Source organism: Pseudomonas sp. PAMC 26793, assembly GCF_000313235.1.
Lineage (GTDB): Bacteria > Pseudomonadota > Gammaproteobacteria > Pseudomonadales > Pseudomonadaceae > Aquipseudomonas > Aquipseudomonas yamanorum.
The window spans coordinates 89,653-110,429 of the sequence record NZ_AMXG01000051.1; the positions used below are offsets into that span (position 1 = coordinate 89,653).

Consider the following 20,777-nt stretch of genomic DNA (forward strand, 5'->3'; position numbering starts at 1 on the left):
GGACCGTGACCGCTTTAGATTTTGATTTGGCTCTTCAACACTCAAGCCGGCCGGGAGGCCGCTGTGCTCTGGTTTTGATTTGATCTTAGGCGCCCCGTTAAACCACGCTGGCCGAACGCAGGCTTTGGAGCGTGGGTAACCCGGCAGGACGCAGGGTTAGCCGTCCTGGGCCAAGGATGGCCCATGACGGCGGCCCACGGTCCAAAGCCGGAGGGCACACCGAGCCCAAGCGAGGTGCCGAGTGGTGGGGCAAGAGCGTTTTGCTTACTTTTGCGCTCTTCAAAAGTGAGCCGCTGTAAGAGCGGAACCAATAGCAGCCCTGACCGAAATAACGGATATGTACCCACCACAAACGAGCCAAAAAAAACCCCCGCGACCGAATGACGGCACGGGGCTAAAAATTGGCTGGATGCGACCAACCAAAGGAGCTCTTTAAATCACATCACTTGGCACTGGCAATGGTGGTACTCGGCTGCCACCCACCCCCCAACGCCTTGTAAATCGCGACAATCCCCCGATACAGATCCACCTCGGCCTGAGCCTGCGAATCCTCGGCAGCCAAACGCTCACGTTGCGCGTCCAGCAACACCAGGAAATCCACCGTCCCTTCGCGGTAACGAATCTCCGCCAGATCCGCAGCAGCCCGGCTCGACTCACTCTGACGAATCAGCGAAACCAACCGCTGCTGGCGTTTACCGTAATCACTGAAGGCGTTCTCCGATTCTTCCAGCGCCAGCAACACCTGCTGCTCATAGCTCGCCAGAGCACCATCCGCCTCGGCATCCGCACCACGCAACCTTGCCCGCACACTGCCCAGGTCAAACGCCGCCCAGGTAATGCTCGGCCCCAGGGACCACGCATTCGCCGCCGCCGAACCAATCTGTGAACCCCGCCCAGCGGTAAACCCGAGGAACCCACTGAGGCTCACCCGCGGAAACAGATCAGCCTTGGCCACCCCAATCCGCGCCGTGGCCGCTGCCAACTTACGCTCGGCACTGAGAATGTCCGGACGACGTTGCAACAGTTGCCCCGGATCACCAATCGGCAAGGCCTTGGCAATCGCCGGCAAATCTTTCGGGCTCAAGTCCACGGTCAACTTGTCCGGACGCTGGCCGAGGAGGGTAGCGATGCGATTACGCTCGCGCACTTCCTCAGCCTGCAGCTGCGGCACACTGGCTTCTACAGCCGCCAGCCGCGCATCGGCCCGCACCACATCGAGCTGATCACCCACACCGGCATCCCGCAGGCTGACGGTGATGCCGCGCGAGTCTTCCTGGTTCTTCAGGTTGGCCACCGCGATTTTCTCGCGCAGTTGCGCGCCCCGCAGTTGACCGTAAGCGTCCACCAATTCGGCAATCATGGTGACTTGCAGTTGATACAGGTCGGCCTCGGCAACCTGTTGGTCAGCGTCGCTGGCCTCCAGGTTGCGGCGGATCCGCCCGAACAAGTCCACTTCCCAGGCCATGTCCAGGCCCAGGTCATAACGCTCGCTGTTGACACGTTTAGTGGTCTGGCCCGGGATCTGGCCTTTGCCCACGTCGCTGCTGGCGCGGCTGGTGATCACCGGCATCACGTCATTGGCGGCGTCGTCACGAATCGCCCGGGCTGCCCGCAGGCGGGCAAATGCCACCCGCAGGTCACGGTTACCGTTCAGGGATTGAGTCACCAACTGGTTAAGGGTCGGGTCCTCGAACTGCTGCCACCAGATGCCTTCGAACTTCGCGTGGTCGTACTGCTTGGCGTCGGCGGCGGCCGTTACGTTGGCCGCCTCCAGTGGCTGGGTTTTATAGTCCGGGCCCACGGCACAGGCGCTCAGCGCCAGTACCAGCAAGCTCGGCAAAAATACTTTCACGCTCATTGCTGTGTCTCCAGCTTCAAGGCCTTGGCTGCTTTGCGCGCTTCACCGCGTTCAACAAACCGGCGGATCAGTACATAGAACACTGGCGTCAGCAGCAGACCGAAGAAGGTCACGCCGATCATCCCGGAGAACACCGCCACACCCATGGCATGACGCATCTCGGCACCGGCACCGCTGGACATCACCAGCGGCACCACACCCATGATGAAGGCAAACGAGGTCATCAGGATCGGCCGCAGACGCAGACGGCAGGCTTCCAGTACCGCAGCGAGCGGGTCGAGGCCTTCCTGCTGTTTATCCTTGGCGAACTCGACGATCAGAATCGCGTTCTTACACGCCAGGCCCACCAGTACGATCAGGCCGATCTGGGTAAAGATGTTGTTGTCGCCGCCGGAGATAATCACCCCGGTGATGGCCGACAGCAGGGTCATCGGTACGATCAGGATCACCGCCAGTGGCAGGCTCCAGCTTTCGTATTGGGCGGCCAGTACCAGGAACGCCAGCAGTACGCAGAGCGGGAACACGAACAGCGCGGTGTTGCCCGAGAGGATTTGCTGATAGGTCAGGTCGGTCCACTCGTAGGTCATGCCGTTGGGCAGTTCGTCTTTCAACAGTTTCTCGATCGCCGCCTGGGCCTGGCCGGAGCTGTAGCCCGGTGCGGCGTTGCCGTTGATCTCGGCCGTGATGAAGCCGTTGTAGTGCATCACGCGGTCCGGGCCGGAGGTGTCGCTGACCTTGATGAAGGTCGCCAGCGGGATCATCTCGCCTTTGTTGTTGCGCACTTTCAGCTGGCCGATCTGGTCTTCATCCTGGCGGAACTGTTGCTCAGCCTGCACGTTGACCTGATAGGTGCGCCCGAAGCGGTTGAAGTCGTTGGCATACAACGAACCCAGGTAGATCTGCAGGGTGTCGAAGATGTCGCTGATCGCCACGCCGTGGGTCTTGGCCTTTTCGCGGTCGATGGCAGCATCGACCTGGGGCACGTTGACCGTGTAGCTGGTGAACAGGCCGAACAACTCAGGCACGCCACGGCTCTTGGTAATGATGTTCTGCACTTCTTTGTACAGCTCGTCGTAACCCAGGTTGCCACGGTCTTCGACCTGCAGGCGGAACCCGCCGATCGTACCCAGGCCCTGTACCGGCGGCGGTGGGAAGATCGCCATGTAGGCTTCCTGGATGCTGCTGTACTTGCCGTTCAGTGCACCGGCAATCGCACCGGCAGACAGGCTCGGGTCCTTACGCTCATCGAACGGCTTCAAGGTCACGAACACGATGCCGTTGTTCGGGCTGTTGGTAAAACCGTTGATCGACAAGCCAGGGAAGGCAATCGCGCTTTCCACGCCGGGTTGTTTCATGGCGATGTCGGACATGCGCTTGATCACGTCTTCGGTGCGGTCCAGGCTCGCGGCGTCCGGCAATTGTGCGAAGGCCACCAGGTATTGCTTGTCCTGGGCCGGTACGAAACCGGTCGGCGTGTGGGCAAAGCCCATCCAGGTCAGGACCATCAGGCCGGCATACAGGAACAGCGCGATGCCACTGCCGCGGATCACCCGGCGTACGGTGCCGACGTAACCATGGCTGGCCTTGTCGAAGAAGCGGTTGAACGGTTTGAACAACCAGCCGCCCAGCATCTTGTCGAGGAACCTGGAGAAGCCGTCTTTCGGTGCGTTGTGGCCTTTGAGCAAGACCGCTGCCAGGGCGGGCGACAGGGTCAGCGAGTTGAACGCCGAAATCACCGTCGAGATCGCAATGGTCAAGGCGAACTGCTTATAGAACTGGCCGGTCAAGCCGCTGATAAAGGCCGCTGGAATAAACACCGCACACAGTACCAACGCGGTCGCGATGATCGGGCCAGTCACTTCGCTCATGGCCTTTTCGGTGGCCGGGAACGGTTCCAGTCCAAGCTCGATGTTGCGCTCGACGTTCTCCACCACCACGATGGCGTCGTCCACCACGATACCAATCGCCAACACCAGTCCGAACAGCGACAGCGCGTTGAGCGAGAAGCCAAACAGGTGCATCACCGCAAAGGTACCGATCAACGATACCGGCACTGCCACCAGCGGAATGATCGATGCGCGCCAGGTCTGCAGGAACAGGATCACCACCAGCACCACCAGGATCAGTGCTTCAAACAAGGTGTGAACCACGGCCTCGATGGAACCCCGCACAAACACGGTAGGGTCGTAGGCGATGCGGTAATCCATGCCCTCCGGGAAGCTCTGTTTCAGCTCCGCCATCTTGGCGCGTACTTCATTGGAGATGTCGATGGCGTTGGAGCCCGGGCGCTGGAAGATCGGGATCGCCACGGCCGGTTGGTTGTCGATCAACGAGCGCAGGGCGTACTGGCTGGAACCCAGCTCAACCCGCGCGATGTCTTTCAGGCGCGTGATTTCGCCGTTAGCCCCGGCACGGATGACGATGTTCTCGAACTCTTCCTCAGTGACCAGTCGGCCCTGGGTGTTGACCGACAGCTGGAAGCTGGTGTCAGTCGGCGCAGGTTGCGCGCCCAGTGCACCGGCCGCTACCTGGCGGTTCTGTTCGCGGATGGCCGTCACCACATCGGTGGCGGTCAGGTTGCGCGAGGCGGTCTTGTTCGGATCGAGCCACACACGCAGGGAGTAGTCGCCCATGCCGAACAGCTGCACGTCACCCACGCCGCCCAGGCGTGCCAGCTCATCCTTGATATTCAGGATCGCGTAGTTGGACAGGTACAGCATGTTGTAGCGCTGATCGGGGGAGGTGATGTGCACCACCATGGTCAGGTCGGGAGAGGCCTTGTCCACGGTAATACCGATGCGCGTCACTTCCTCGGGCAGTTTGGGCTGAGTCCGGGTTACCCGGTTCTGCACCTGCACCTGCGCGTTGTCCAGGTCGGTGCCCAGGGCGAAGGTGATGGTCAGGGTCAGCTTGCCGTCGGCGGTCGATTGCGAAGACATGTACAGCATGTTCTCGACGCCCGTGATGGCTTGCTCCAGGGGCGCGGCCACGGTTTCACCGATGACCTTGGGGTTGGCGCCCGGGAAGTTGGCACGGACCACGACGGTCGGCGGTACCACTTCCGGGTATTCACTGATCGGCAGCTGGAACAGTGAAATCGCGCCGGCGATCAGGATCAACAGCGACAGCACCGCTGCGAAGATCGGCCGCGAAATGAAGAACTTGGAAAAATTCATCTTGAGTCGTATCCCTTAACCGCGTGGAGTCGCGACACTGGCGAGCTTGGGCGCGGCTTTATCCGGCGCCACTTGCTCCAGGTTGCTGGCTTCAAGCGCTTGTCGTTGTTGTGCCAAGGCGGCGAGGGTTTCCTTGCTGGCCATCGGGATGGTTTCCGGCGCCACCGGCGATCCCGGGCGAACGCGCTGCAAGCCCTTGACGATGATCGTGTCGTCCTTGGTCAGGCCGCTGCGCACGATGCGCAAGCCTTCGATCTTCGGCCCCAGTTCCACGGCGCGATAGGCCGGCTTGTCGCCGTCCATCACCAGTACGAATTTCTTGCCCAGGTCGGTGCCCACGGCTTCGTCGCTGATCAGCACGGCGGAGTAGGTGCCGCTGCCCACCAGCTTCAAGCGGGCGTACAGGCCAGGGGTGTATTCGCCCTTGCTGTTATCAAACACGGCGCGACCGCGAATGGTGCCGGTGGCCGGGTTGACCTGGTTGTCGACGAAGTTCATCTGGCCCAGGTGCGGGTTGCCGGTTTCATTGGACAGGCCCAGGTACACCGGGGTGGTAGCGCCACGGCGACCCTGGCGCGCGAGTTCGGTGTACTTGAGGTACACACGCTCATCGGCGTCGAAGTAGGCGTAGACCTTGTCGGTGGAGACCACGCTGGTCAGCGCGGTGACATCGGCGGTCACCAGGTTGCCGGCGGTGATCTCGGCACGGCTGACACGGCCGCTGATGGGCGAGGTGACACGGGTGAAGCTCAGGTTCAGCTTGGCCAGGTCCAACTGCGCCTGGATCCCGGCAACAGCGGCGCGGGCTTCCTGGGCGGCGGTGGTGCGCGAGTCGGCCAGTTCGGCGGAGATCGCATTGCTCTGGCGCAGGCGTTCGCCGCGTTGGGCTTCGTTATCGCTGCGGGTGGCGGCGGCCTTGGTTTGTGCGAGTTGTGCTTCGAGGCGGCGCACCTCAGCCTGGAATGGGCGAGGGTCGATCTGGAACAGCAGGTCGCCTTTCTTGACCAGCGCGCCTTCAGTGAAGGCGACCTGATCGATCTGGCCCGACACCCGCGGACGGATCTCCACGGTTTCCGGCGCTTCGAGGCGGCCGGTGAATTCGTCCCATTCGTTGACCGGTTGTTCCAGCACCTTGGCCACGCTGACGTGGCTTGGTGGCATGGCGGCCGCTTGCTCCGGCGCCTTGCCGCAGGCGCTCATCACCATCACGGCCAAAATGGCCAAGGGATAGCGCAAATGTTTGAGTGACTGTTCCATGAGGTGCATCCGCCAATGTATTTAAGATGGGCGGATCATGCTCGGCAGGGTGCTATCTCACGAATCGAATGAAACAAAGGTAACTATCATTCGGAATGATATAAGCGTAAAGCGAGCCCTCTAGCATGCAGGTTTCGTTAGGGAGCTATCAATGCGATTGATGACAAAGGACTGTTGCGCAGGATGCAAGGAACAGTGCGCCCCACAAACTGTCGGCGTGCTGGCTATTCAAAGGTGCAGAGCGCCGGGTTGGTTGCCGTGCATTCGTTGCCTGCCCATGCGCTGCCAACGGGCTTGGCATTGACCGGGTTTTTCAGGGTCATGCTCACCGGCTCATGGTTCTGATCCAGGTAGTGGCATGCCACGGACGACTGACCCTGGCTGCTTTGGATCACCGCCTTTTCGAAGTGGACCTGGTGCAGGTCTTTCTGCTCTGTCATCGGGTTTTGCCCGGTCCATTGCTGACCGCCCGGGCCGGACGCGGTGTAGACGACCACTTCCCCGGTCGGCGTCTTTTTGAACGCGTCTTTAAGGGCATCGGTGGGCGGGCAGGCGCCCGTGCCGGCGTAGGCGTTGCCCGCCAACGCCATCAGGGTCATCACGAGGACTGAGGTTATCTTGAGCTGCCTGTTCATCACGCGTGCTCCTGGCCTGGAGAAACAGTGAGGTGAAGACTAGCCCAAACAGGCAACGCGGGAGGGTGCTAAATCCACACGTCGTTGATTGCCGTACGCTCTCCACCTTCGGCGCCGGTGTTCAACACACCGCAGGGCTCGATCAACAGCAACTTCACCTCACCCAACGCGTGCGGCTTGTGCTCGACGCCTTTTGGCACCACGTACATTTCCCCTTGGCCGATGGTCACCGCGCCGTCGCGGAAGTCGATGCGCAGCGTGCCTTCCAGGACGATAAAGGTTTCATCGGTGTCGGCATGGTCGTGCCAGATGAAGTCACCTTCAATCTTCACCACCTTGAACTGGTAGTCGTTCATCTGCGCGACGACCTTGGGCGCCCATTGCTCGCTGAACAGGGCGTACTTCTGGGCGAAGTTGATCGAAGCGTAATTCGTCGAAGCTTGGCTAGCAGGCATTGTAGGTTCCAGGGTTTCAGGACATTGGAGCCTTAAGTTAGGCCCAACGGCCGGCCGGATATTGAATGATCGTGCAGCGCGCGACGGTCCTGGGGGCGTGCAACTGTTGGCTGTGCAACAGCAGTCGAACAGTTGTGGTTTGCTCGAGACAGCACAACATCGCCCGTTGTTTTTATCGCATTGATTTTATTGAAAGTAATTTGTGGCATGGGCTCTGCAATACACACAGGTGAACCCTTTCACCCGTCGCTCAGCGGAGCCTTGTATGCCTTGCACTTTTTTCTCGCGTTCCCGTTTCATCTGGCTTGGCGCAGCGCTGTTGCTGGGCCATGCCGCGCTGTCCCAGGCCGCCGAGGGCGACGATGCAGTGCCGTCCCTGGCCGGCAAGCGCATTGCCGTGAGCATGACCGGCACCAGTCACTATTTCGATATCAAGGCATTCCAGGCCCAGGTCGACGAGATCAAGCGCCTCGGCGGCACGCCCATCACCCTCGACGCCGGGCGCAATGACAAGAACCTGGTGACCCAGCTGCAAACCGTGGTCACCCAGAAGCCCGATGCGGTGATCCAGACCCTCGGCACCCTCAGCGTGATCGACCCGTGGCTCAAGCGCATCAGCAAGGCCGGCATCCCGCTGTTCACCATTGATGCGCCTTCGCAGTACAGCCTCAACAACACCACCTCGGATAACGTCGCCACCGGCAAGGCCCTGGCCGATCAACTGATCAAGGACGCTGGCGGCAAGGGCAAGATTCTGGTGTTCAACGGCTTCTACGGCGTGCCGGTGTGCGCGATTCGCTACGACCAGTTGAAGCTCGCGCTCAAGGACCATCCGCAACTGGAAATCATCGAGCCGGAGTTGCGGGATGTGATCCCCAACACCGTGCAGGATGCCTATTCCCAGGTGTCGGCGTTGCTCAACAAGTACCCGGCCGGGAGTGTCTCGGCGATCTGGGCGGCGTGGGACATTCCGCAACTGGGGGCGAGCAAGGCGTTGATCGATGCCAAGCGCACCGAAATCAAGACCTACGGTGTGGACGGCACGCCGGAAGTGCTGGAGCTGCTCGGCCAGGCCAATTCGCCGGTGGGCGCGGTGGTCGCCCAGCAGCCGGCACTGATCGGCAAGACTGCGGTGCAGAACGTGGCCCGTTACCTGGCCGGGCAGCGTGACCTGCCCAAGGAAACTCACGTAGCGACGCTGCTGACCACGGCTGCCAACCTGGCGCAGGTCCAGCAACTGCGGGGTGATTGATGGCCGCGTTGCACTTGCAGCACCTGCACAAACGTTTTGGCGCCACCGTGGCGCTGGATGATGCGAGCCTGAAAGTCGAACGCGGCACCATTCACGGTCTGGTGGGCGAGAACGGGGCCGGTAAGTCGACCTTGATCAAGATCCTGGCGGGTATCCACGCGGCGGACTCGGGGCAGGTGAGCATTGATGGCCAGGCATATGCCGCGCTGTCGCCGCGCCAGGTGGACGCGCTGGGCGTGCAGTTCATCCATCAGGAGCGGCTGTTGCCAGCGAGTTTTACCGTGGGCGAGGCGTTGTTTTTCGGGCATGAATTACGCCGTGGTCCGTTTGTGGATCGGCGCCGGCAGCAGCGCGAGGCCGAGCGTCTGCTGGCGGAATATTTTGAACTGCAACTGCCGGCCGGCGCGTTGGTCGGCGAGCTGAACAGCGCCGAGCGCCAGGTGCTGCAAATCACTCGGGCATTGATTCGCCAGCCGAAGATCCTGGTGTTCGACGAGCCCAGCGTGGCGTTGGTCAAGCGTGAGGTCGACCAGTTGCTGCGGATCGTCAAGCGCCTGCGGGACCAGGGTTTGTCGATCCTCTATATCTCTCATTACCTGCAGGAAATCGACAGCCTGTGCGATGAGGTGACGGTGTTGCGCAATGGCCGCGATGTGGCGGTGGTGAAGCCACGGGATACCTCCAGCGCGCAGATTGCGCGGTTGATGGTCAACCGCGAGGTGCAGGACATGTATCCCAAGGTTCAGGTCGAACTGGGTGAGCCGTTGCTGCAGGTGCGGTCTCTGAGCCTGGCCCGGCGTTACCGGGAGATCGACCTGGAGCTGCGCCGAGGCGAAATCGTCGGCTTGACCGGGCTGGTCGGGTCGGGTGCCAAGGACTTGCTCAAGACCCTGTTTGGCGTCGTGCATGCCGACAGCGGCAGCATCCACCTGGAAGGCCGTTTGTTGCGCCTGCGTTCACCTGGTGACGCCATCGCCCAAGGGATTGCCCTGGTGCCGGAAGAGCGCCGCAGCCAAGGAATTTCGCCGCTGCTCTCGGTGCTGGAAAACCTGACCCTGGCCGGGCTTGGGCGTTTCAGCCGCTGGGGTTTGCTCAACCAGCGCCAGGAGCAGGCCGAAAGCCTGCGGCTGATCGACGAACTGGCGATCAAGGCGCCGGGGCCGCAGGCCGCCGTCAGCCAACTCAGCGGCGGTAACCAGCAGAAAGTCGCCCTGGGCAAATGGCTGAGCCGCCGTTCGGCGGTTTACCTGCTGGACGAGCCGTGCGTGGGGGTAGACATCGGTGCCAAAGTCGAAATTTATCGCTTGATCGGGCGTCTGGTGGAAGAGGGCGCTGCGGTGCTGGTGCTGTCTTCGGACTTGCCCGAGCTGCTGGGAATTTGCGACCGCATTCTGGTATTGCATCGAGGCGAGATTGCCGGCGAGTTCCTGGCCGGTGAGGCGGACAGCGATCAACTGCTGGCGTGTGCCACGGGGGCTGTGCCGCCCACGGTAACCGTGCCGATGAATCGGGAGGTGGCGCATGTCCCTGCTTGAAACGGCTGCGCCGGGGTTGTCCCAACGGTTGTGGGTGCTGTTGTTGCGGCGAGCTTCGGTGGGTGTGTTCCTGGCGATCCTGCTGGGGTTTGCAGTGGCCGCGCCAAACTTCCTGTCGGTGGGCAATATCGCCAATGTGTTCAGCCAGTCGGCCATCCTGGGGGTGCTTGCCTTCGGCCTGACCTGCGTGATCATCGGCGGCGGCTCCAACGTGGTATCCGGCGGGCTTGACCTGTCGCTGGCGGCCAACCTGGGGTTGTGCGCTGCGGTGTTCAGCCGACTCAATAATGCCGGTCTCGACCTTTGGGCCAGCCTGCTGCTGACCTTGGGCTGCGGCCTGGCGGTCGGCCTGCTCAATGGCCTGGCCGTGGTGATACTGCGTTTGCCACCGTTGCTCGCGACCCTGGCAAGCATGAATGTGCTGGCCGGGCTGGAACTGGTCTTGACCGAAAATACGGTGGTTTCCACCGACTCACCGTTGCTCGACCTGCTCAGCGGCGGGACCTGGCTGGGCGTGCCGGCACTCGCCTGGGTGTTGCTGGTGACAGGCTTCGTGCTGACGTTGCTGATCCAGCACACCGCCTACGGACTGCGTCTGCATGCCGTCGGGGAGTACCCGCACGCCGCCGAGGCCGCCGGGATTCGAGTGCCGGCGTATGTGCTTTCCAGCTATCTGCTGTCGGGGGGGGGTGCGGCCGTGGCGGCCTTGTGTTCAGCGGCGTTTTTCAGCGGCAGCACCACCGGCTCCGGCGACATGCTGCTATCGGTGGTGGCGATTGCCTTTCTCGGGGTGGTGTTCTCCCGGCGACTGGTGGCGAGCATTCCCGGCACCTTGCTCGCAACCTTGCTGATCGGCTTTTTGATCAACGGGTTTCAACTGCTCAACCTGTCGAGCTTCTGGGTCAACGGTGTGCAGGGCGTGCTGATTTTGCTGGTGGTCGCGGCTTCCAGTGCATTGAACCGGGGAGAGCCTTCATGAGTCAGGTTTCAACGCTACAAGCGCGTGGTGGCGGCCGGCGTTCGCTGTTGCCCCTGACGTTGCCGTTGGTGTTCGTGGCCATCGTCGTGGTGTTTGCCTGGCAGGCACCGGGGTTTCTCAGTGGCGGCAACTTGAAAAGCCTGGTGCTGAACAACTTCGTGCTGCTGGCGATTGTCGCCATCGGCATGACCTACGCGGTGGCGGCCGGTGGCATCGACCTGTCGGTGGGCACCGCGCTGGACTTTACCAGCTTCAGCTTTGTGGTGTTACTTAACGCCGGGCACGGGCTGGGTGTTGCGATTGCCGGTGCGTTGGCTGCCGGGCTGCTGGTAGGGCTGTTCAATGCCGGCTTGATCGCGGGTCTGCGGATCAGCCCGTTCCTGGCCACCCTGGGCACCTTGTTTATCGGTACCAGTGCCCAGCAGTTGCTCTCGGACGGCGGCCAGCCGATCTACATCGCCCAGGGTTTCAAGCCGGAGTTGGCGAGTGTCAGCCCGTTGGGTGTGCCGTTGCCGTTGCTGGTCGTGCTGGTATTGGCAGTGGTCTACGGCCTGCTGCTGGCCCGTGGGCGCCTGGGGCGCGAACTGCTGGCCCGGGGCACCCAGCCGCTGCTGGCGTATTACTCGGGGTTATCGGTTCGGCGCATCGTCACCATCACGGTGCTGGCGGCGGCGCTGGCGTGCGGGGTAGCGGGGATTCTGCTGAGTTCGACGGTGAGCGCTTATGTGCCGCTGTCGGGCAATGCATTCTTGCTGAATGCGATTGGCGCGGTGTTTATCGGCACCACGTTGAACCGCCAGGGCCGGGCGAATATTCCGGGCACGCTGCTGGGGGTGTTGTTTATCAATGTGATCGCCAACGGCTTGTTGTTGATCGGCTGGAATTTCTACTGGCAACAGGTGGCCACCGGCGTGCTGATTTTTGTGGTGCTGGCTTTCAGTTTTATCAGCCGCAGGATCGCCCAGAACACCTGAGGCGCGCGCCCCAGGGTTCAATCCGGCGATTACTTTTCCCAGTCAGCCTTGGGAATCAACAGGCCATGGTTGCCGTTATAGGCCGCGCGCTCGGGCTGTTTCCAGCCTTCCAGCAGCGCGTCGTCGAGGCGGTAGATTTCCACTCCCAACGGACGGCAGACCTTCAGCGGGTCTTCCGCGTCCGGCCCCCACATCGGCAGCGACAGGTCGCCACCGGGGCAGGTGGAAAGGGCGCACAGCAGGTCGATTTCGGCAAAAAACTCCAGGTAGTCGCCCTGTTTGGCCGGGCAGGCTTTCATGAAGTACATATCGTCGTGATTGAGGCCGGTGCACTGGAAGATGTTCAGCACATCGTGCACGTCGAACTCGGTCAGGCCATGGGGCAGTACAGCGCGAGTCAGGTTGGAATGGCAGTGGTGGTGGAAGTCTTCGCCGGTGAGCATCTTGTTCACGTAGGGATCGCAGCGCGTGCCGAGCAAATCGTGCAGGCGCCCGCCGTGCTCGTCGATGCCATAGTCGGCCAGGCTGTCGTCGGTGATAGTGACCATCGGCCGCAAAAATGGGAGGTTCGACCACAGGCGGTCGTAGGTGGTGACGTGAGCGCCTTGCAGCTGGCGAGTACGCGATGCCCACATGCGTTCGCGGGGGTCATTGGCATTCCACACGTTGAAGTCACCCACCTGCGGGCCGACCGGCGTGGTCACGCGGAATACATGGCCGGCCGGTACTTTCCAGGCGCGGCCGGTGCGGATCGGCACGTCGAACTGCTCGATCAGGGTGCGCCCATCCCGGGACTCGCGCACGCGGTCATAGAAGGCTTTGTCGACCTGCAAGGCAGCGCCTTTGCTGACTTGGTAGGCCGCTGGATAATCCTTGTACATGGTGGGACCTCTTTTCAAGGGAATGGGAGGCTACGCAAGCGTCTATCGTGCCAAGTGTTGTCCAGCAGGGAAATAAAGTTCAGAGGCGCGCCTGAAAAAAATCGCTTATTGATAAAGTACCGGTTCGAAACCCTGAGTGAACAGCAATGACGTCGACCTCCCAACGCCGCTCAACCTTGATTGCCTTGTTGGTCGCCGTCACCTTCTTCATGGAAAACCTGGACGCCACGGTGATCGCCACCGCGCTGCCGGACATCGCCAAAACCTTCGGGGTGGGGGCGGTGGACGTGAATATCGGCATGAGCGCCTACATGCTGGCCGTCGCGGTGTTCATTCCCATCAGCGGCTGGCTGGCGGACCGCTTCGGTTCGCGGCGGGTATTCGGTTCGGCGATTGTGCTGTTCAGTGTCTCGTCGTTGCTGTGCGGGTGGAGTGACAGCCTGCAAACCTTCGTCGCCGCGCGCGTGTTGCAGGGTATCAGTGGGGCGATGATGGTGCCGGTGGGGCGCCTGGCGGTGCTGCGTAGCACCGAGAAAAAAGACCTGGTGCGGGCGATTTCATTTATCACCTGGCCCGGCCTGGTGGCGCCGATACTCGGGCCGCCGGTGGGCGGGTTTATCGTCACCCACGCGTCCTGGCCATGGATTTTCTACCTCAACCTGCCACTGGGCCTGCTGGCGTTGATCGCCACGCTGATGTTGATCCCCAAGCATGACGAGGTCACTGCCCGCACCTTCGATTTCAGCGGTTTCCTGCTGGTGGGCGTCGCCAGCGCAGCGCTGTTGTACGGCGTGGAACTGCTCGGGCAAAGCCGTGGCAACTTGTTGCAGGGCCTTTTGCTCTGCGGTGCCGGTTTGATGCTCGGTGCCTTTGCCTGGCGCCATATGCGCCGACATGCCCAGCCATTACTGGCGCTGGGGGTGGTGAGTGTGCGCACCTTCAGTGTGTGCCTGTGTGGCGGGTCGATTTTCCGGGTGGCCATCAGTACCTTGCCGTTCCTGCTGCCCTTGATGTTTCAACTGGCGTTCGGCCTTTCTGCCTTCGATGCGGGGTTGCTGGTGCTCGCGGTATTTGCTGGCAACCTGGCGATGAAGCCGTTCACCACCTGGGTGATGCAGCGTTGGGGTTTTCGCCCGGTGCTGATGATCAACGGCATTCTTGGCGTACTGGCGATTGCCGCCTGTGCATTGCTGGATGAGCGCATGAGCTGGGCGCTGATCCTGTTCATTCTGTTCGTGGGCGGCCTGTCACGCTCCATGCAGTTCACATTGTTCAACACCCTGGGGTTCGCCGATATACCCAAGGCGCAGATGAGTGATGCTTCAACCTTGTTCAGCCTGTTTTTCCAGCTGAGCATGGCCATGGGCGTGGCGATTGGCGCGCTGTTGTTACGTTTTGCCATGAGTTTTCACGGCAATACCGGGCAGGCCGCCACCGCCGATTTCCAGCTGACGTTTCTGTTGGTCGCGGTGATTGCCGGCGTGGCGCTGCTGGATAACCTGCGGCTGCCGCCCCAGGCCGGGGAGTCAGTGCTGCAACGCAAGTGAACCCACGATACCTGCGAGGTATGAAGCAACACCTATTGAATATTGGACGGTTCGAGTCCTCCGCATCACTCTGCGGCGACGTACAGACGCAGGGCCCATAACAATAAAAGGCGCAACCATGACCGTGCTATTGAGTGAGCGCAGCCAGATTTTTGATCGTGCAGATGCCTATGCCGTGTCCGACTACGTCAACCAGCACGTAGGCAGCCACTGCATCCGCCTGCCACCCAAGGGCCGCCCGCAGGCGAGCATCAGTCACCGAACCTTCTCCAGCCTCGACCTGTGCCGCATCAGCTACGGTGCGCCGGTGCGGGTGACGTCGGTGGCGTTGGAAACCATCTACCACCTGCAAATCCTGCTGCACGGCCACTGCCGCTCGAATTCCCGTGGCGAAGAGCAGGTGCTGGGCCCGGGGGAGGTGCTGCTGATCAATCCGGATGAGCCGGTAGACCTGACCTATTCCGCCGACTGCGAGAAATTCATCGTCAAAGTGCCGGTGCGCCTGCTGGAAAACGCCTGCCTTGAACAGCACTGGACGTTGCCGCAGCCGGGCATCCGTTTCGCCGCACCGCGCCATGCACTCACTGAAATGGGCGGGTTCCTGCAACTGCTGGGCTTGATCTGCCACGAGGCCGAAAACGCCGCCGAACCCGAAGTGCAGGGCCTGTACGAGCGCATCGTGGCCAATAAGTTATTGGCGCTGCTGGCCAGTAACGTCCTGCGGGTGGTCCCGCGGCCCGATCAAGGTGGCGGCTTTGAAGCGGTGCGCCAGTTTATCGAGGAGCACCTGACGGACGACATCAGCGTCGAGCAACTGATGGCCATCGCCAGGGTCAGCGAACGGTCGCTGTATACCTTGTTTGAACGCCAGGTCGGCCTGTCACCTCGGGACTACATGCGCCAGCGCAAGCTGGAGCGGGTGCACGCCATGCTGCAACGGGCCACGGCGCGCAGCGTCACCGAGGTGGCGCTGGATCACGGGTTCGTGCACCTGGGACGCTTCTCCGAGGCCTATCGCAAACGCTTCGGCGAGTTGCCCTCGCAGACCTGGAAGCGCCGGCTTGCGCCAGGCGGATAGCGAATTGCAGTCAGCGGATATTGATAGGTCGGGCAAGCAAATAGGGTGGGAGGGCCTGATACAAGAACAACCGAAGGCCTACCCCATGATCAGCACATTCGACCGACTCGCCCGACAATTGCGCGACTCCGTCCAGGAAGATCCCGCCACCGGGGTGTTCCGCTGCCGCCGCGACATCTTCACCGACCCCGACCTGTTTGCCCTGGAGATGAAACACATTTTCGAAGGCGGTTGGGTCTACCTGGCACACGAAAGCCAGGTGCCCGAGATCAATGACTACTTCACCACCTGGATCGGTCGCCAACCCGTGGTCATCACCCGTGACAAACAAGGCACGCTACACGGCCTGGTCAACGCCTGTGCCCACCGCGGCGCCATGCTCTGCCGCCGTAAACAAGGCAACAAAGGCTCGTTTACCTGCCCGTTCCACGGCTGGACCTTCAGCAACGCCGGCAAGCTGCTCAAAGTGAAGGACGCCAAGACCGGCGCCTATCCCGAGAGCTTCGACTGTGACGGCTCCCACGACCTCAAGCGCCTTGGACGCTTCGAAAACTATCGCGGTTTCTTGTTCGGCAGCCTCAGCGAGACGGTGCCGGAACTCAGCGACTACCTGGGGGAAACCCGGGTGATCATCGACCAGATGGTGGACCAGGCACCCCTGGGCCTGGAAGTGCTGCGGGGCAGTTCGTCGTATGTGTATGACGGCAACTGGAAGCTGCAGATCGAGAACGGCGCCGACGGTTATCACGTCAGTTCCGTGCACTGGAATTACTCGGCGACCATGGGCCGGCGCAATTACGAAGCCGAAGGCACGCGCACTGTCGACGCCAATGGCTGGTCGAAAAGCCTGGGCGGCGTCTACGCCTTCGAGCACGGGCATATCCTGCTGTGGACGCGCCTGCTCAATCCCGAAGTGCGTCCGGTGCACGCACACCGCGAAGCGCTGGCCGAGCGCCTGGGCCAGGAGCGTGCGGACTTTATCGTCGATCAAACCCGCAACCTGTGCCTCTATCCGAATGTGTACCTGATGGACCAGTTCTCCACGCAGATCCGCGTGGTGCGCCCGATTGCCGTCGACAAGACCGAGGTCACGATCTACTGCATGGCGCCCAAGGGCGAAAGTGCCGAGGAGCGCACCACGCGTATTCGCCAGTACGAAGATTTCTTCAACGTCAGCGGCATGGGTACGCCGGACGACCTCGAAGAATTTCGCGCCTGCCAGACCGGCTACCAAGGCGCGACCACCTTGTGGAATGACCTCAGCCGCGGCGCGAAACAATGGGTGGAAGGCGCCGACGACAACGCACGGGCCATGGGCATGAATCCGCAACTCAGCGGCGTGAAAACTGAAGACGAAGGCCTGTTCGTGCGTCAGCACGCCCATTGGGCCCAGAGCCTGCAACGGGCGATCGAGCGCGAACAGCAAGGATTGATCGCCACAGACAAGGAGGTGCTGTCATGAGCAGTTCCCGTGACCGCCTGCTGGACTTTCTATACCGCGAAGCCCGCCTGCTGGATGACCGTCAATGGGACGAATGGCTCGAATGCTATTCACCCAAGGTCGAGTACTGGATGCCGGCCTGGGATGACCACGATACGCTGACCGAAGACCCCCAGAGCGAAATCTCGCTGATCTATTACCCCAGCCGCGACGGCCTGGAAGACCGGGTGTTCCGGATCAAGACCGAACGCTCCAGCGCCAGCACCCCGGAGCCGCGCACCGCGCACCTGATCACCAACCTCGAAGTGCTGGCCGACGACGGTCAGCACGTGGAGTTGCGTTTCAACTGGCAAACCCTCAGCCATCGCTACAAGACCACGGATACGTACTTCGGCACCTCGTTCTATCGCCTGGACATCCGCGCCGAACAGCCGCTGATCACGCGCAAGAAGGTGGTGCTGAAAAACGACTACATCCATCAGGTCATCGATATCTACCACATCTGAGGACACGCCCATGACGTACTCCATTGCCCTGAATTTCGAGGACGGGGTGACCCGTTTCATCGACTGCAAGGTGGGTGAAAAGGTCCTCGACGCGGCCTTTCGCCAACGTATCAACCTGCCCATGGACTGCTCGGACGGCGTGTGCGGCACCTGCAAATGCCGCTGTGAAACCGGCACCTATGAGTTGGGCGACGACTACATCGAAGACGCTCTGAGCGAGGATGAAGCCAGCGAGCGCCAGGTGTTGACCTGCCAGATGGTGCCGCAATCCGACTGCGTGATTGCCGTGCCGGTGCCGTCCGGTGCGTGCAAGACCGGCACCGCGCAGTTTGCCGCGACAGTAGCGAGCATTACCCGGCATGCCGATGCCGCCCTGGAGGTGAGTTTCGAGCTGGACCAGGCACCGGTATTCCTGCCGGGCCAATACGTGAATATCGGCGTGCCCGACAGCGGGCAGACCCGCGCGTATTCCTTCAGCAGCAAGCCCGGCGACAAGCGCGCCAGCTTCCTGATCAAGCATGTGCCCGGCGGGTTGATGAGTGGCTGGCTGGAGCGCGCCCAACCCGGTGACGCGGTGCCGATGACCGGGCCGCTGGGCAGTTTCTACCTGCGTGAAGTGGCGCGGCCATTGCTGTTGCTGGCGGGCGGCACGGGGTTGGCGCCATTCCTGTCGATGCTCGAGGTGCTGGCCGAACGTGAGGAAACCCGGCCCGTCACGCTGATCTACGGCGTGACGCGGGACCAGGACCTGGTGATGGTCGAGGTGCTGGACGCCTTCGCCAAGCGCCTGCCCAACTTCAGTTATGTCACCTGCGTAGCGGACCCACAGACTGCGCACCCGCAGCAGGGCTATGTCACCCAACACATGGCCGCCGACGTACTGAACGACGGCGACGTGGATGTGTACCTGTGCGGGCCGCCACCGATGGTCGACGCAGTACGCCAGCACTTCAAGAACCAGGGGGTAACGCCCGCCAGCTTCCATTACGAGAAGTTCACGCCCAACGCCATCGTCACCGGCGACGCTGCCTGAGGAAAGCACCATGAACCCACGTTTCAACAACAAGGTCGCGTTGGTCACCGGCGCCGCCCAAGGCATTGGCCGGCGTGTTGCCGAGCGTTTGCTGGAAGAGGGCGCCTGGCTGGTGGCGGTCGACCGCTCGGAGCTGGTGCATGAGTTGCAGCATGAGTGGGCGCTGCTCCTCACTGCCGACCTGGAGCAGCACGCCGAATGCGCGCGTGTGATGGCCGCCGCCAAGGCGCGATTCGGGCGTATCGACATTCTGGTCAACAACGTCGGCGGGACCATCTGGGCCAAGCCCTTCGAACATTACGCCGAGAACGAAATCGAGGCTGAAGTGCGTCGTTCGCTGTTCCCCACGTTGTGGTGCTGCCATTGCGTGTTGCCCTACATGCTGGAGCAGGGCAGTGGTGCCATCGTCAACGTTTCGTCCGTCGCCACCCGTGGGGTGAACCGCGTGCCGTACGGCGCGGCCAAGGGCGGCGTCAATGCCCTGACCGCATGCCTGGCCCTGGAGACTGCGGGCAGCGGCATTCGGGTCAACGCCACCGCACCGGGCGGCACCGAGGCGCCACCGCGCCGGATCCCGCGCAACAGCCAGTCTCAGAGCGACCAGGAGCGGGTCTGGTACCAACAGATCGTCGACCAGACCCTCGACAGCAGCCTGATGAAGCGCTACGGCAGCATCGACGAACAAGCCGGCGCGATTCTGTTTCTCGCCTCCGATGAGGCCTCCTACATCACGGGTGTCACCTTGCCGGTAGGAGGCGGCGACCTCGGCTGACCCATCGCTGTACCTGCGGACGCTGACTCACAACAACAATAAAGAGAGCATTGCCATGCGTACTCATGACGTTAATTCGATTATCGATAACGCCCGGTTCAACCGGTTCCACTGGCTGGTAGTCAGCCTGTGTGCCGTACTGTTGATCTTTGACGGGTATGACTTGTTCATCTACGGCGTAGTCTTGCCGTCGATCATGCAGGAATGGGGGCTATCGCCTTTGCAGGCCGGCGCCCTGGGCAGTTATGCGCTGTTCGGCATGATGTTCGGCGCGCTGGTCTTCGGCAGCCTGGCCGACAAGTTCGGTCGCAGGAAAGGCATCGCCATCTGCTTTGCGTTATTCAGCGTCGCCACCGTGGTGAACGGCTTTGCCAGCAACCCGACGGAGTTCGGCATCTGCCGGTTTATTGCCGGGCTCGGCTGTGGCGGGTTGATGCCCAACGCTGCTGCACTGATTACTGAATACGCGCCGAAGAAAATGCGCAGCATCCTGATGGCAGTGATGTTCGGCGGTTATTCGCTGGGCGGCATGCTTTCGGCCGGGGTCGGGATTTTCATGTTGCCGCGTTTTGGCTGGTCGTCCATGTTCTTCGCGGCGGCCATCCCGTTGCTGCTGATGCCGTTGATTGTGTATTGGCTGCCGGAATCCATCGGGTTCCTTATCCGTCAGGGCCGACAGGAACAGGCGCGTGCGCTGCTCAAACGCCTGTCACCGCACACCTCGATCAACCCGGAAGATGAGCTGCACATCAGCACCGGAAAAGGCAAAGGTGCCTCCGTGCTGGAGTTGTTCCGCCATGGCCTGGCCTTGAGGACGGCAGCGATCTGGGTCGCGTTTTTCTGCTGTCTGTTGATGGTTTACGCCTTGAGTTCCTGGCTGCCCAAGCTGATGGCGGGCGCCGGTTACAGCCTGGGATCGAGCCTGTCCTTCCTGTTGGCCTTGAATTTTGGTGGCATTGCCGGCGCGCTCGTCGGCGGTTGGCTGTGTGACCGGCTTAACCTGGTGAAGGTGGTGATCGGCTTCTTCATCGCCGCGCTGATGTCCATCAGCCTGCTGGGGATCAATAGCCCGATGCCGGTCCTGTACCTGCTGATCTTTTTTGCAGGCGCCACCACCATCGGCACACAGATCCTGCTGTACGCCGGTGCCGCACAACTCTATGGCCTGAACATTCGAGCCACTGGCCTTGGCTGGGCTTCCGGTATCGGCCGCACAGGCGCCATCGTAGGCCCGCTGCTGGGCGGCGCACTCATGGGCATCGAGTTGCCCCTGCACCTGAACTTCATGGCCTTTGCCATTCCCGGGGCTATCGCTGTGCTGGCGATGACGGGGTATGCCCTGAATGAGCGTCAAGGCCGGCACGACGAGATCACCGCCCCGGCGCAATAACTGTCGAT

The 20,777-nt window shown here is 61.7% G+C and carries 17 protein-coding genes; 11 read left to right on the forward strand and 6 right to left on the reverse strand.

Features of this window, described 5'->3' with window-relative positions:
- Positions 1-442: 442 nt before the first annotated feature.
- The 5 genes from D109_RS0127250 to D109_RS0127270 form a co-directional block, all read right to left on the reverse strand.
- On the reverse strand, positions 443-1,858 hold the full coding sequence (locus D109_RS0127250) for an efflux transporter outer membrane subunit (protein ID WP_017479681.1): 1,416 nt from the start codon (positions 1,856-1,858) through the stop codon (positions 443-445).
- A complete protein-coding gene (locus tag D109_RS0127255; RefSeq protein ID WP_017479682.1) occupies positions 1,855-5,034 on the reverse strand; it encodes an efflux RND transporter permease subunit in 3,180 nt (1,059 codons plus the stop codon). The genes D109_RS0127250 and D109_RS0127255 overlap by 4 nt, the downstream gene beginning before the upstream one ends.
- 15 nt (positions 5,035-5,049) lie before the next feature.
- A complete protein-coding gene (gene mexE, locus D109_RS0127260) occupies positions 5,050-6,291 on the reverse strand; it encodes a multidrug efflux RND transporter periplasmic adaptor subunit MexE (protein ID WP_026078251.1) in 1,242 nt (413 codons plus the stop codon).
- A 224-nt stretch (positions 6,292-6,515) separates the two neighbouring features.
- Positions 6,516-6,926, reverse strand: coding sequence for a DUF3757 domain-containing protein (locus D109_RS0127265; RefSeq protein ID WP_017479684.1), 411 nt, complete (start codon positions 6,924-6,926; stop codon positions 6,516-6,518).
- Positions 6,927-6,994: 68 nt separating this feature from the next.
- A complete protein-coding gene (locus D109_RS0127270) occupies positions 6,995-7,381 on the reverse strand; it encodes a cupin domain-containing protein (RefSeq protein WP_017479685.1) in 387 nt (128 codons plus the stop codon).
- A 265-nt stretch (positions 7,382-7,646) separates the two neighbouring features.
- Here D109_RS0127270 and D109_RS0127275 point away from each other — a divergent pair, with 265 nt between their 5' ends.
- The 4 genes from D109_RS0127275 to D109_RS0127290 are packed head-to-tail and all read left to right on the forward strand — an operon-like array spanning position 7,647 to position 12,121.
- A complete protein-coding gene (locus D109_RS0127275) occupies positions 7,647-8,633 on the forward strand; it encodes a sugar ABC transporter substrate-binding protein (RefSeq protein WP_017479686.1) in 987 nt (328 codons plus the stop codon).
- A complete protein-coding gene (locus D109_RS0127280; protein ID WP_017479687.1) occupies positions 8,633-10,168 on the forward strand; it encodes a sugar ABC transporter ATP-binding protein in 1,536 nt (511 codons plus the stop codon). The genes D109_RS0127275 and D109_RS0127280 overlap by 1 nt, the downstream gene beginning before the upstream one ends.
- On the forward strand, positions 10,155-11,147 hold the full coding sequence (locus D109_RS0127285; RefSeq protein WP_017479688.1) for an ABC transporter permease: 993 nt from the start codon (positions 10,155-10,157) through the stop codon (positions 11,145-11,147). Before D109_RS0127280 ends, D109_RS0127285 begins: the two co-directional genes overlap by 14 nt.
- Complete coding sequence (locus D109_RS0127290) at positions 11,144-12,121, forward strand: ABC transporter permease (protein ID WP_017479689.1); 978 nt, start codon at positions 11,144-11,146, stop codon at positions 12,119-12,121. The genes D109_RS0127285 and D109_RS0127290 overlap by 4 nt, the downstream gene beginning before the upstream one ends.
- A gap of 29 nt (positions 12,122-12,150) precedes the next feature.
- Here the strand turns inward: D109_RS0127290 and D109_RS0127295 are convergent, their stop codons facing one another.
- Positions 12,151-13,002 carry a DUF1989 domain-containing protein gene (locus D109_RS0127295; protein WP_017479690.1) on the reverse strand — a complete coding sequence of 284 codons (852 nt, stop codon included), beginning with the start codon at positions 13,000-13,002 and terminating at the stop codon, positions 12,151-12,153.
- A gap of 146 nt (positions 13,003-13,148) precedes the next feature.
- Between D109_RS0127295 and D109_RS0127300 the strand changes: the two genes are divergently transcribed.
- From D109_RS0127300 to D109_RS0127330, 7 genes are all read left to right on the forward strand, one after another.
- A complete protein-coding gene (locus D109_RS0127300) occupies positions 13,149-14,549 on the forward strand; it encodes a DHA2 family efflux MFS transporter permease subunit (protein ID WP_017479691.1) in 1,401 nt (466 codons plus the stop codon).
- Positions 14,550-14,667: 118 nt separating this feature from the next.
- Entirely contained in the window at positions 14,668-15,627 is a 960-nt protein-coding gene (locus D109_RS0127305) for an AraC family transcriptional regulator (protein ID WP_017479692.1), read from the forward strand.
- An 85-nt stretch (positions 15,628-15,712) separates the two neighbouring features.
- Entirely contained in the window at positions 15,713-17,089 is a 1,377-nt protein-coding gene (locus D109_RS0127310) for a Rieske 2Fe-2S domain-containing protein (protein ID WP_017479693.1), read from the forward strand.
- Complete coding sequence (gene benB, locus D109_RS0127315; protein WP_017479694.1) at positions 17,086-17,574, forward strand: benzoate 1,2-dioxygenase small subunit; 489 nt, start codon at positions 17,086-17,088, stop codon at positions 17,572-17,574. The genes D109_RS0127310 and benB overlap by 4 nt, the downstream gene beginning before the upstream one ends.
- A 10-nt stretch (positions 17,575-17,584) precedes the next feature.
- Positions 17,585-18,607, forward strand: a complete 1,023-nt coding sequence (gene benC, locus D109_RS0127320) for a benzoate 1,2-dioxygenase electron transfer component BenC (RefSeq protein WP_017479695.1) — start codon at positions 17,585-17,587, stop codon at positions 18,605-18,607.
- A 10-nt stretch (positions 18,608-18,617) separates the two neighbouring features.
- Entirely contained in the window at positions 18,618-19,379 is a 762-nt protein-coding gene (locus tag D109_RS0127325; protein WP_017479696.1) for a 1,6-dihydroxycyclohexa-2,4-diene-1-carboxylate dehydrogenase, read from the forward strand.
- Between the two features lie 55 nt (positions 19,380-19,434).
- Entirely contained in the window at positions 19,435-20,769 is a 1,335-nt protein-coding gene (locus tag D109_RS0127330; protein WP_017479697.1) for an MFS transporter, read from the forward strand.
- Positions 20,770-20,777 lie beyond the last annotated feature (8 nt).

Coding starts and splice junctions, on each gene's coding strand:
- D109_RS0127295 (WP_017479690.1), bottom strand. CDS start 13,002: ATGTACAAGGATTATCCAGCGGCCTACCAAGTCAGCAAAGGCGCTGCC.
- D109_RS0127300 (WP_017479691.1), top strand. CDS start 13,149: ATGACGTCGACCTCCCAACGCCGCTCAACCTTGATTGCCTTGTTGGTC.
- benC (WP_017479695.1), top strand. CDS start 17,585: ATGACGTACTCCATTGCCCTGAATTTCGAGGACGGGGTGACCCGTTTC.
- D109_RS0127255 (WP_017479682.1), bottom strand. CDS start 5,034: ATGAATTTTTCCAAGTTCTTCATTTCGCGGCCGATCTTCGCAGCGGTG.
- mexE (WP_026078251.1), bottom strand. CDS start 6,291: ATGGAACAGTCACTCAAACATTTGCGCTATCCCTTGGCCATTTTGGCC.
- benB (WP_017479694.1), top strand. CDS start 17,086: ATGAGCAGTTCCCGTGACCGCCTGCTGGACTTTCTATACCGCGAAGCC.
- D109_RS0127285 (WP_017479688.1), top strand. CDS start 10,155: ATGTCCCTGCTTGAAACGGCTGCGCCGGGGTTGTCCCAACGGTTGTGG.
- D109_RS0127305 (WP_017479692.1), top strand. CDS start 14,668: ATGACCGTGCTATTGAGTGAGCGCAGCCAGATTTTTGATCGTGCAGAT.
- D109_RS0127325 (WP_017479696.1), top strand. CDS start 18,618: ATGAACCCACGTTTCAACAACAAGGTCGCGTTGGTCACCGGCGCCGCC.
- D109_RS0127330 (WP_017479697.1), top strand. CDS start 19,435: ATGCGTACTCATGACGTTAATTCGATTATCGATAACGCCCGGTTCAAC.
- D109_RS0127290 (WP_017479689.1), top strand. CDS start 11,144: ATGAGTCAGGTTTCAACGCTACAAGCGCGTGGTGGCGGCCGGCGTTCG.
- D109_RS0127270 (WP_017479685.1), bottom strand. CDS start 7,381: ATGCCTGCTAGCCAAGCTTCGACGAATTACGCTTCGATCAACTTCGCC.
- D109_RS0127250 (WP_017479681.1), bottom strand. CDS start 1,858: ATGAGCGTGAAAGTATTTTTGCCGAGCTTGCTGGTACTGGCGCTGAGC.
- D109_RS0127265 (WP_017479684.1), bottom strand. CDS start 6,926: ATGAACAGGCAGCTCAAGATAACCTCAGTCCTCGTGATGACCCTGATG.
- D109_RS0127310 (WP_017479693.1), top strand. CDS start 15,713: ATGATCAGCACATTCGACCGACTCGCCCGACAATTGCGCGACTCCGTC.
- D109_RS0127275 (WP_017479686.1), top strand. CDS start 7,647: ATGCCTTGCACTTTTTTCTCGCGTTCCCGTTTCATCTGGCTTGGCGCA.
- D109_RS0127280 (WP_017479687.1), top strand. CDS start 8,633: ATGGCCGCGTTGCACTTGCAGCACCTGCACAAACGTTTTGGCGCCACC.